General features: G+C 35.3%; 5 protein-coding genes. 1 reads left to right on the top strand and 4 read right to left on the bottom strand.

What is annotated here, in order from left to right:
* Nucleotides 1-361: 361 nt before the first annotated feature.
* From IQ237_RS04250 to IQ237_RS04235, 4 genes are all read right to left on the bottom strand, one after another.
* On the bottom strand, nt 362-1,051 hold the full coding sequence (locus tag IQ237_RS04250; RefSeq protein WP_194052691.1) for a DevA family ABC transporter ATP-binding protein: 690 nt from the start codon (nt 1,049-1,051) through the stop codon (nt 362-364).
* Nucleotides 1,052-1,210: 159 nt separating this feature from the next.
* A complete protein-coding gene (gene devC / locus IQ237_RS04245) occupies nt 1,211-2,383 on the bottom strand; it encodes an ABC transporter permease DevC (protein ID WP_194052689.1) in 1,173 nt (390 codons plus the stop codon).
* Between the two features lie 112 nt (nt 2,384-2,495).
* Nucleotides 2,496-3,695, bottom strand: coding sequence for an ABC exporter membrane fusion protein (locus tag IQ237_RS04240; RefSeq protein ID WP_194052687.1), 1,200 nt, complete (start codon nt 3,693-3,695; stop codon nt 2,496-2,498).
* A gap of 415 nt (nt 3,696-4,110) precedes the next feature.
* On the bottom strand, nt 4,111-4,434 hold the full coding sequence (locus IQ237_RS04235; protein WP_096565517.1) for a hypothetical protein: 324 nt from the start codon (nt 4,432-4,434) through the stop codon (nt 4,111-4,113).
* 984 nt (nt 4,435-5,418) lie between these two features.
* On the opposite strand from IQ237_RS04235, the gene IQ237_RS04230 reads away from it, so the two are divergent.
* Nucleotides 5,419-12,396: a type I polyketide synthase gene (locus tag IQ237_RS04230; RefSeq protein WP_194052685.1), complete on the top strand. Its 6,978-nt coding sequence runs from the start codon at nt 5,419-5,421 to the stop codon at nt 12,394-12,396.
* Nucleotides 12,397-12,438: the final 42 nt, after the last annotated feature.

The raw sequence follows: 12,438 nt of genomic DNA, 5'->3' as shown, positions 1-12,438 counted from the left end.
TGTGAATTTCAAATGTAAATTGACAATTTAAAAGCTAAGTAGGTCACTGGATAGATACCCAAATTCTTGGATAAGTCGGGTATCTGACCATGACATTCCTATACTTTACATAAATGTACATAAATAGGAAAATTATTACCTCATTCTCAAAGTAGATATTTTATCCACCAAAAGACATAATTCAAACTCCCAAATTTTACTAACTCTTATAGATACTGTTTACAGCGATTTTCAGGTAAATGAACCACATTTTTTAATCTCACGCAAAGACGCAAAGGCGCAAAGGAAGAAAGGAAGATAACAAGAAGGATGTGGTACAAATACATGAAAACTGCTGTAAATTCTTTACTCATTGAAAGAGTTATGAAACTTGTTTAATTAACTTACCATCTTCCATGTGAATGATTCGGTCAGCAATATCTAAAATACGGTTATCATGTGTCACCATTAAAATAGCACAATTTTGTTCCCGTGCTAATTCTTGCATCAAATTAACAACATCTCGACCTGTTTTACTATCTAAAGCTGCGGTAGGTTCATCAGCTAAGACTAATTTAGGATGACTAACTAAAGCACGAGCAATAGCAACTCTTTGTTTTTGTCCTCCAGATAGATCGGATGGATAATAATTAATGCGATCGCCTAATTTTACAGCATGAAGCATTGCTTCTGATTGCATTCTACCTTCCCATTCAGAAATGTTTGGTTGTAATTCTAAAGACATTTGTACATTTTGTCTAGCTGTTAAAAAGTCAAGTAAATTATGAGCTTGAAAAATATAACCAATTTGACGACGGACTTGCACTAATTTATTGTTTCCTGCTCCACATAATTCTTCTCCAATAAATTTTAAACTTCCCTTTTGTACAGAACGCAAACCACCAATCAAAGTTAATAAAGTAGTCTTTCCTGAACCAGAAGGACCAGTCATAATGACAATTTCACCAGATTTAATTGATAAATTGATGTCAAATAATATCTGATTTTTTAATTTGCTTGTACCAAAGTATTGATTGAGATTACTAATTTCTAAAATTGCCTTTGATTCCATAAAATCCATAATATTATATGGGTTGATAAAAGTAACTCTTCAGAATCCAGACTAGCGAAAAAGAACATATTTTCCAGTCTAACTAGATAATTATCATAAGCTCTGAAAGCTTTCTTTCTATTCCTGGTTTCACCAGCATTCTGACTCCTGAAATATTAATTAGAAAATTTCTGCTGGATCTAATTTGCGTAATTTATTAGTAGAGAAAAATCCTGAAGTTAAACACATGACAATAGCAGAAATTAACACTATTAATGCTTTGTTCATATCCATAGTCATCGGTAACTGAGTTGCATTTTTGGCAAGATCATAAAGTCCCAAGGATATAGCAAAACCGGGAATATAACCCAAAGCTGCTAAAATTAAAGCCTGTTGAAAAACCACCCGTAAGAGATATTTATTTTTAAAACCCATTGCTTTAAGAGTAGCAAATTCAACGAAATGGGTAGATATATTACTATAAAGAATTTGATAAACAACAATTACTCCAACCACAAAACCCATGATCACCATTAAGTTAAATACAAATCCAATCGGTGTTCTTAAAGTCCAATAACTTTTTTCAAATTCAATAAATTCTTTACGAGTCATAACGATAACATCTTTGGGTAACTTAGCTGATAAATTTGTCAAAACTTTTTTGGAATCAGCACCAGGTTGGAGGTGAATTAAACCTATGTCTATGTCATCCGCATCTCGCCCAGCAAATATTCGCATAAAGGTAGAAGAACCAACAATTAAATTACCATCAACTCCAAAGGAAGGACCGAGACTAAATAAACCACTAACTTTAACTCTGTAACCTACTAAACCTGTATAACTAAATATTTCCATAGTCACAGGTTTATTTTGCTGATGATATTCAGCAATGGGTCCAAATTCTGGACGTGAAGCACGGTCAAAAAATACTTGATCAGGTATTTGCAGTGACTTAAAATCATCTTGTATTTCTGGTAATTTAAAGATTGATTTTACTGGATCAAATCCTAATACATAGATAGGATACTTACGCCCATTAATGGGATTTTTGAACTTAGCAAACTGTACATATAAAGGATCGACTGCTGACACATCTGCAAAACCTAAAGTTTGATATAAACGACTGCGGGGAAAACTTTGATTAGAAGTTAAAGACCTATATTGGGCGCTAATTAAAAATAAGTCTCCTTGCAGATTTTTATGCAATTGTGTAGCACTAGCATACAAAGCGTCTTGAAAACCGATTTGCATAAACATCAAAACAGCAACAAAAGCAATTCCAGCTAAAGCTACAAAAAAGCGAACTCTTTGTTTAGCTAATTGTAGCCAAGCTAGAGGTATATTCAAAATCATATTTAAAACCTCTGAAAGTATCAATTAGAATGATTAAATGTCAGCATTCAGCAATCAGCAGTCAGCTTTTTAATTGTTAAAGATTCTGACTCCTGACTCCTGAATTCTTACCTTATATTTTGATCATTACCTCAACCTGTAAGTTAGTTAAAGCTGCAACTTTTTGGTTGTCTTTTGGGTCATTAATACGAATTTTGACATCAACTATTTTGTTGTCGGTATCAGCACCGGGATTATTATTAAAGATATTTTGTTTACCAACTTGCAAACCAATATCTGTAACTGTGCCTTGAATTTTTCCTGTAAAAGCATCAGCAGTAATTTCCACGGACTGACCTAAACGCACTTTTTTAATATCAGTTTCGTAGACTTCTGCAACTACATACATTTGTTGAGTATTACCTAATTCAGCAATGCCATTACTACCAATTATTTCTCCTGGCCAAGCATTAATTTTTAATACTTGTCCATCTATTGGTGAACGGATAGAACTTAAATCTAGTTCTGCTTGAGCTTGTTTCACTGATGCTTTGGCAATTTCAACATCTGCTTTCGCTGCTTGCACATCGGTAGGACGAACTTCGGCAATACTATCAAGTCGAGCTTGGGCTTCATTTAACTGTTTTTGCAGCGTTTCTACAGTTCGTTTTAAGGAAGCTTGGGCTTCATTTAGTTGTTGTTGTACAGTATCTCTTCGCAAGCGTTTAGTATCAGCATCAGAAGCAGAAATAGCACCATCTTGATATAATTTCTGATAACGCTGATTTTCTGTTTCTGCATTATTTAATTCAGCTTCTAAACGAGCAATTGTCGCTTTTTGAGCAGAAGTTTCACCCCTTAACTCAGCTTCTAAACGAGCTATTGTTGCTTTTTGGGCATGAATATCACCTTTTTTTGCTCCAGCTTCTACTTTTTTAAGATTAGCTTCAGCAACTTGTACCTGTCGTTTAGCTTTTTCTAAAGCTGCTATATTAGGAGCGTAACTATCAAGAATTGCTAATACTTTTCCTTCACGAACTTTATCACCTTTTTTTACCAAAAGTTTGGCTACTCTTACACCCCCCAATTGTGTACCTGGAGCAGACAAACGAATAATTTCTCCTTGAGGTTCTAAACGTCCTAAAGCAGCAACAGCAGTTACTATTGGACTAGGACTGCTGATAGAAATTGGTTCGTTTGATTTAGATTTGGAATTAAAACGTGAAAGACTGTAAAAATATACTACGCCAGTAGCTACAACTGTAGTCATTGCCAAAGTTATTGACAACCAATTTACAGGGTTTGCGAATGACTGCTTTTCTTTGTGTACCATAATTATGCCTTTAATTATGCCTTTAATTATGTTTTTCAATTGGCAATTAGCACGTTTTTTTTTCCCCTCATGGGGTTAATAGAAGCTGCTATCTCGATGAGTAAAATCAATCAAAGAGATAGAGCAGTACACTTGATAGCATTCCCTGATAATGTTGGTGCAACTTAACCTCAGCATTCAGAAGTCAGCTTTTTAACGGTTACGCTAACAATTAATTTTTGATAGTCAACCGATTGATCAAACATTCTGACTCCTGACTCCTAAATCCTAAATTCTTATGTTTTTTGTGGTTATTAATATTTGATAAATTTGGTAAAGATAGAGCTAGGAAGATGGATATATATCCATCAATTCCTTAGCTGTATCGGCTGTGAGCAGAGCTATTTAGTATTTGCTGCACCTGCAAAGTGCATGGTTATTTATTGAGCATCACTTCTTTTTTCTTTTTCATAATCGCTAAGTATTCACTGCGAGTTCCATCCACACGATAATGATCACAAATTTGGCACAATTTGAGAATATCCAAGCGGCTGAATACTTTTTGATGTTCAATTCCGTTGTCATTGCGCCACCGCCAAAAAGTTGTTCTATCAATTCGGCGATCGCTCTCTGGCCATCTACGTCGTGATAGAAATTCTACCAATTCATCTTCATAAAAAGAGTAGCCTTTTGGTAATTTCAGCAGTTCTTCTCTCAACTCATTTAGCGGTATGAGTGGATCTAATTCAGATAGTCTCATGCCAGCAAGCCCTTATAGTTTCTTGTAATTACCATGTTGCAGAAATTTACACACAATCTACACACAATCTGGTTAAATTGCATGAATTTTTACTGCAATACTGGGCGGTTAAGAGTGGATAGATTGATGAATTAATAAAGTGAATTTATATATTCACTCAACCTAAATTCTGGATCTACCCACTACGTTAAACGAACAGCATGGATTTATATTTACATCATTCAATCACACACAATAAACTGATTAATGATCAATTTCAAGTCCTATGCAACAAATTTATTCAATAAAATTTGCACGTAGCTTGACAGATTGAAAATTCATCAATATAGTTGATTTGCATTTGATACTTAAATACCTAATTTAAACGCTTTTTGAGTCAAAATAATGATTATTCTCATACTTTAGATATAGCTGTTAGTGATTAAAATTACAGATATTTTTCTCTTCTTATAAGATATAGCTTCATCAATTATTAAAGATGTTGGTAATTTAAATAAGATAAAAAATCTGCTTTGGGATAGATGCAAAATTCACAAACTTGTAAAAATACTTTCATCAGTGAATAACTGGTTGAATAAATATCCTTGTTTTTACTTGATATTTTTCTGTTATTTCTATTCCCTATTCCCTACCTTCAAAGATATGCAATTTATATGCAACTTTTGTAATCAAATAAAAATCATCAGCTAAATTTGATAGTAATTGGATAAGCAAAAAGCTCACGAATTAATATATCTCAAGCTCAAGCAAACTTAGATTTCATCCAACTTGATTCAGTTGCATCTAAGTTGCATATAACTTGTAAAAGATTTGTCACCAGTCTAATATCAAGATAAGTTAGCGGCAATTTAAAGTTACAGGGAAGAGGATTAAGTTTTTTCTATGAAACTATCCTTGCTTGAGCCGCCGAGCAAAGCATTTTACCAAATTTAAATAACAACTTTCTCAAAAAAAGTCAATCGCACAATAAACAAAGATATTGTCATGGCTGCTGCCAAATTTGAAGCTGCGTTAGCACAATTGCAAGATGAAGTTAGTAATTGTGAAAAGGCTTTGCTCAAGCTTATTAAGGTGAAAAAAAATATGCGCGATTACAAAACCGAACACACCAATTTAGACAGTAAAATTAATAGCCAATTGCAACAAAATAACATAGCAATTATTGGCATGGCTTCGATATTTCCTCAATCTAAAAATTTACAGGAATATTGGGAGAAAATTATTCAAAAAGTAGATTGTATTACTGATGTTCCTCTTTCTCGGTGGAATATAGATGATTACTATGATCCTGACCCAAAAGCACCGGATAAAACTTACTGTAAACGGGGTGGATTTATCCCAGATATTGATTTTAATCCGATGGAATTTGGTTTACCACCAAATATTTTAGAGGTGACAGATATTTCTCAATTATTAGGTTTGGTAGTTGCGAAAGCAGCAATGGAAGATGCTGGTTATAGTGAATCTAGAGAATTTAACCGCGAACGCACTGGGGTAATATTAGGTGTAGCAATTGGTAGACAATTAGCAGTACCTTTAGGTTCAAGATTGCAATATCCAGTATGGGAAAAAGTTTTGAAAAACAGCGGTTTATCGGATGAAGATACCCAAAAAGTAATTGAGAAAATTAAAAGTGCTTATGTGCAATGGGAAGAAAACGCCTTCCCCGGAATGTTAGCTAATGTGATTTCTGGACGTATCGCCAACCGACTAGATTTAGGCGGTATGAATTGTGTAGTTGATGCTGCTTGCGCTAGTTCTTTAGGTGCATTAAAAATGGCAATTAGCGAATTAGTTGAAAATCGTGCCGACATGATGATAACCGGTGGAGTTGATACTGATAATTCGATTTTTGCCTATCTGTGTTTTAGTAAAACTCCTGCGGTTTCTCCGGGAGAAAAAGTTAAACCATTTGATGCAGAATCTGATGGCATGATGTTAGGTGAAGGCGTGGGAATGTTGGTACTTAAACGCCTGGATGATGCAGTGAGAGATGGCGATCGCATCTATGCAGTAATTAAAGGTATTGGCAGTTCCAGCGATGGCAAATATAAAAGCATTTACGCCCCCCATTCCCAAGGACAAGTAAAAGCCCTCCGTCGTGCTTATGAAAATGCCGGTTTTTCACCAGAAACTGTGGGTTTAATTGAAGCACATGGTACAGGAACAATGGTAGGAGATCCCACAGAATTTACATCTATAACCGAAGTTTTTAGTGACAACAATCCTAAAAAACAATATATTGCTTTGGGAACAGTTAAATCCCAAATTGGACATACCAAAGCCGCCGCTGGTGCAGCAAGTTTAATTAAAACAGCGTTAGCATTGCATCATAAAGTATTACCACCCACAATTAACGTTACTCAACCACATCCAAAACTGAATATCGAAAATTCACCATTTTATTTAAACACAGAAACTAGACCTTGGATTAGTAACAAACCCAGACGCGCTGGAGTAAGTGCATTTGGTTTTGGAGGCACAAATTATCATGTTGTTTTAGAGGAATACACCAATGAACATGATCACTCGTATCGTTTACACAATTCTGCAAAATCAATTTTATTATTTGCACCCACAACCGCAGAATTATTATCTCGCTGTGAGAATATCCAACGACAACTACAATCAGAAAATAAAGAACAACATTATCAACAACTAATTACAGAATCTGAAAAATTAGAAATTCCCATCAATTATCCCAGAGTCGGATTTGTAGCAGCATCTTTGACACAAGCAACGGAATTTTTACCAGTCATTATTGACTTACTAAAAAATAAACCGCAATCTGAATCTTGGGAACACCCAAAAGGAATTTATTACCGACAAAAAGGAATAGAAACTACAGGAAAAATAGTAGCTTTATTCTCTGGACAAGGTTCGCAATATTTGGAAATGGGACGGGAATTAGTCATTAACTTTCCTAACTTACGTCAAACCTATAATCAGATAGATAATTTGTTTTGCAAAGATGGGTTAAACTCTTTATCTGAAGTTGTATTTCCACCACCAGTTTTTGATGCAGAACATAAACAAAAGCAACTAGAAACACTGCAAAAAACCGAATATGCACAACCAGCAATTGGCGCTTTTAGTGCAGGGTTGTACAAGATATTACAACAAGCAGGTTTGAAAGCAAATTTTGTTGCCGGTCATAGTTTTGGAGAATTAACAGCTTTGTGGGCGGGGGGTGTTTTAAGTGAAGAAGATTATTTTTTCTTGGTCAAAGCTAGAGGACAAGCAATGGCCACACCCACAGAAATTGATGCCGGGGGAATGTTGGCAGTTAAAGGTAATGTCAGTCAGGTAACGGAATTAATTAAAGACTTTCCTCAAGTTGCTATTGCTAATTGTAATTCTCAAAATCAAGTAGTATTAGCTGGGAAGAAAGCAGAAATTAGCAAAGTGCAAAATGTTTTGCAAGAAAAAGGATTTTCAACATTTTTATTAGGAGTTTCCGCTGCTTTTCATACACCATTAGTAGCCCATGCCCAGAAACCTTTTGCCCAAGCAATTGAAAAGGTAACTTTTAATCAAGCGCAGATTCCAGTTTATACTAATGTCACAGGAGAATTGTACCCAAATGAACCCGCAGCAATGCAAAAAATTCTCCAACAACATTTGTTAAATCAGGTGTTATTTCAACAAGAAATTGAGAATATATATGCCGCTGGTGGTTATTGCTTTATTGAGTTTGGACCAAAAAATGTTCTCACCAACTTAGTGAAAGAAATTTTGGGAGAAAAACCCCATATAGCTGTAGCTTTAAATGGGAATTATCACAAAAATAGCGATTTGCTATTAAGAGAAGCAATAATACAGTTGCGAGTTGCTGGTGTACCTTTGCAAAATCTAGATCCCTACCAAATTGAAACTAAAATACCCGAAGTTAATAAAAAGGATCAAAAGAAAATTTTGAATGTGCGTTTGAATAGTACAAATATTACCGACAAAGCACAAAAAGCATTTGCTAAAGCCTTAGAAAATGGTCATGTTATCAAAGCGGAAACAGCAAAAGTTAATGAACATCACCCACAACCACAACCAGTTGCGGATAACAAAATTACCGTCCCTCAAAATCAGGAAGTGTTAGTAGAAAAAAGCAGTAATGCTCAGACTGTGAATAATGGTAGTAATGGCAAATTAGAAAAAGTTGAAAAAGTAGAAATTCAACTTCCTAATTACGACCGAGTTATTGACAGATTAGAGCAATCATTAGCAGAATTTACTCGCCAACAAAGTGATATTACACACGCCCATGAACAATCTTTGCAAAATCAAACAGAGTACACAAAGACATTTTATGAATTAATGCAACAACAGTATTCGTTGTTGGAAAATAGCGAAGTAAATGAATATCAAGCGCAAACTCAACAACTAGCAATTTCTAGTTACGAACGTAGCATAATGCGGCTGCATGATCATCAAGCTGAAACTATCCGCATACATGAAAAATATTTGAACTATCAGCAAGACTACGCCAATAATTACTTTCAATTACTGCAACAACATTATGATTTTTTGCAGATTACTGATGATATAAATCAACCCCAATCTCCTTCTCAACCTCTTCCTAACCATCTCCTAAAAGTACAAGAAAACGGAAAAACCTTAATTAAAGAAAATGATTTTAATATTTCTCCTCCCCTTGTAGGAGAGGGGTTAGCGGAGAGGTTTATTTCCCCTCCTCAACCAGAGGAGACGTTAGAAGAGAAATCAAATACTATTAACGTCGTTCCCACAACTCCAATTAATATAGATACCTCCACCCTCAGTCAAACTCTACTCAATATCGTCAGTGATAAAACAGGTTATCCTGTAGAAATGTTGGATTTATCAATGGATATTGAGGCAGATTTAGGAATTGATTCCATCAAAAGAGTAGAAATTTTAGGAGGACTTTTAGAACTTTATCCCGACTTACCCAAACCGAATCCAGAAGAATTAGGACAACTGCGGACACTGGGACAAATTGCCGAGTATATAAAAACTCTAGTTCCAACTCTAGTTCCAGAGTTGCTAAATCAAAAAGTAGAACAAAAAGTAGAGAGTTCAGAAACAAAAGAAAACCAAAAATTACCCGCACAAATGTTTGTAGAAGTTCTTCATGAAACTGTTGAACATGAACCGCAATTTTTAGCATCTTCTAACCATCTGAGTGATACACAAACTGATGCTGCAATTGTCAAGGTCTCGCAAGAGGATGTATTAGTTAAATCTGAGGAACAAGAAATAAAAATCCCCACCGATTTGAGTAATATTCTGCTCAACATTGTTAGTGATAAAACAGGTTATCCTGTAGAAATGTTGGATTTATCAATGGATATTGAAGCAGATTTAGGAATTGATTCCATCAAAAGAGTAGAAATTTTAGGAGGACTACTAGAACTTTATCCCGACTTACCCAAACCCAACCCAGAAGAATTAGGAAAATTGCGTACACTGGGAGAAATTGCCGAGTATATGCAACATCAAGCTGAGGGTTTAACCCAGTTGTTGACGCAAGAAAAACAGGATGTCAAAGAACAGGAATTTCATCACAAAATTCTTCGCAGTCCAGCAAAATTAAAACCACTACCCCAACCTGATAGTTTAGATTTCACCATTCCTGAAAATCACATTGTTTTAATCACTGATGATGGTTCACCAACGACCGAAAAATTAGCTAGGATTTTAACAGGTAGAGGTTGTAAAATTGTAGTTTTAAGCTTTCCCACTACGCAATCAGATTTACCTGTAGGAATTAATCAGATAAGATTAAATGATTGGCAGGAAGAGAATTTACAGCAACAGTTAACCGATATTTCTAATAAGTTTGGTCTTGTAGGTTCTTTCATTCATCTACACCCTGTATTCAGTGATAGTTCGGAAACAGAAAAAACCATTCTCCGTCATGTATTTTTAATTGCCAAACATCTCAAAGAATCACTCAATCAAGCAGCAACAAAAGGACGTAGTTGTTTTTTAAGCATTGCGCGGTTAGATGGGGAATTTGGATTAGGAAAAACCAATAATTTTAGTCCTATTAGTGCGGGACTATTTGGACTGACTAAAAGTTTAAATCAAGAATGGGAAACAGTATTTTGTCGTTCCCTGGATTTAAGTCCTGATTTAAATGCAGAAACATCGGTAAAATACATCCTTGCAGAATTGCAAGATCCAAATTTATTAGTTACAGAAGTAGGATATAACAACAAAGGTAGATTTACTTTAGTTGCAGAACCTACCCCATTAACCATTACTAATCATCAATTACCCATTACCAAAGATCAAGTATTTCTAGTTAGTGGTGGCGCAAAAGGAATCACTGCCCAATGTGTGATTAAATTAGCCCAAGAATCTCAATGTAAATTCATTCTTTTAGGTCGTTCCAGTACAGAACCAGAACCAGTTTGGGCTGAGGGTTATGAAAATGAAGCTGAATTAAAACAGCGAATTATGGAGGATTTTCTCGCCAAAGGAGAAAAACCAACCCCCATAATGGTGCAGAAAAAATATCAGGAAATTTCTTCTCAACGAGAAATTCAAAATACATTAAAAGCCATCGAGAAAGCAGGAGGAAAAGCTGAATATTTGAGTGTAGATATCACCGATAGAAATTTATTAGCAGAAAAACTTGCACCTGTAATTGAAAGGTTAGGGGCGATAACTGGAATTATTCACGGTGCTGGTAACTTAGCTGATAAACGGATTGAGAAAAAAACAATTCAGGATTTTGAAAAAGTTTATACTGCTAAAGTTCAAGGTTTAGAAAATCTCCTGCAATGTGTACCACCAAGTCAACTACAATATTTAGTATTGTTTTCTTCAGTGGTCGGTTTTTATGGCAATGTGGGACAAGCAGATTATGCACTTGCTAACGAAATCCTCAACAAATCAGCCCATATTATCAAACAGAATTACCCCCATTGTCATGTAGTTGCTATTAACTGGGGTCCCTGGGAGAGTGGCATGGTATCACCAGAATTAAAGAAAGCATTTGCAGAAAGAGGAATTGAAACTATACCCCTAGAAATCGGCACAAAAATGTTAGTTAATGAACTAACAAATATCAATTCAAATACAGCACAAGTAGTAATTGGTAGTCCCTTAGTTTATATTCCTCCCACATTACCCAGTGACTTAAAAACCTATCACATTAAACGTCAATTAACATTAGCATCCAATCCATTTTTACACGATCATGTTATAGCAGGTCGTCCCGTGCTTCCCGCAACTTGTGGACTTTTATGGATGGCTAACACTTGTGAACAACTATATCCCGGTTTTCAAGCCTTTAGTTGTCCTAACTTCAAAGTCTTAAAAGGAATTGTCTTTGATGAAAATTCAGCAAATGAATACACACTAGAAATTCAAGAACTTGCTAAAATAGAAAACAAAGAAATACAAATAGCTGCTAAAATTAGCAGTATCACCCCCGAAGGAAAAATCAGATATCATTTCAGTAGTAATCTGATTTTAAAACGGGAAATCCCCACACCTCCTAACTATGAATTAGTGAACTTAAACCAAGATGAACAATTCTTATCTACCAATCCATTACTATATCAAAATGGGGGAGGTAGCCTATTTCACGGAACTATCTTTCAAGGCGTAAAATCAGTATTAAATGCCAGTCCTGGTAAACTCACCATCGAATGTAAATTACCAGAACCAACAGCACAGCAACAGGGACAATTTCCAGTGCAGACATTCAACCCCTATATAGCAGATGTGCAGATTCATTCTCTCTGGATTTGGACACAACACTTTCATCAAATAGGTTGTTTACCCTCAGAAATTCTCAACTTTGAACAATTTGCACCCGTTCCCTTTGGGGAAACATTTTATGTAACTTGTGAAGTAAAATCCAAAACAGAATCAAACGTAGTTGCTGATGTTATTACCCACAATCAACAAGGACAAATTTATAATCGCATGATTGGTGCAAAAGGTACAGTTCTAACTAAGCAAATAGGTTAGATACCTCACGCAGAGACGCAGATCAAAAATGTAGATTTTACC

Origin of the sequence: Sphaerospermopsis sp. LEGE 08334 (assembly GCF_015207205.1) — a bacterium.
GTDB lineage: Bacteria > Cyanobacteriota > Cyanobacteriia > Cyanobacteriales > Nostocaceae > Sphaerospermopsis.
Note: the sequence above shows the minus strand (reverse complement) of the source record. Positions and strands in the feature narration are given on the sequence as shown.

Bases quoted from the DNA above. Each gene is read 5' to 3' on its own strand.
- IQ237_RS04250 (WP_194052691.1), bottom strand. From the start codon at position 1,051: ATGGAATCAAAGGCAATTTTAGAAATTAGTAATCTCAATCAATACTTT.
- IQ237_RS04230 (WP_194052685.1), top strand. From the start codon at position 5,419: ATGGCTGCTGCCAAATTTGAAGCTGCGTTAGCACAATTGCAAGATGAA.
- devC (WP_194052689.1), bottom strand. From the start codon at position 2,383: ATGATTTTGAATATACCTCTAGCTTGGCTACAATTAGCTAAACAAAGA.
- IQ237_RS04235 (WP_096565517.1), bottom strand. From the start codon at position 4,434: ATGAGACTATCTGAATTAGATCCACTCATACCGCTAAATGAGTTGAGA.
- IQ237_RS04240 (WP_194052687.1), bottom strand. From the start codon at position 3,695: ATGGTACACAAAGAAAAGCAGTCATTCGCAAACCCTGTAAATTGGTTG.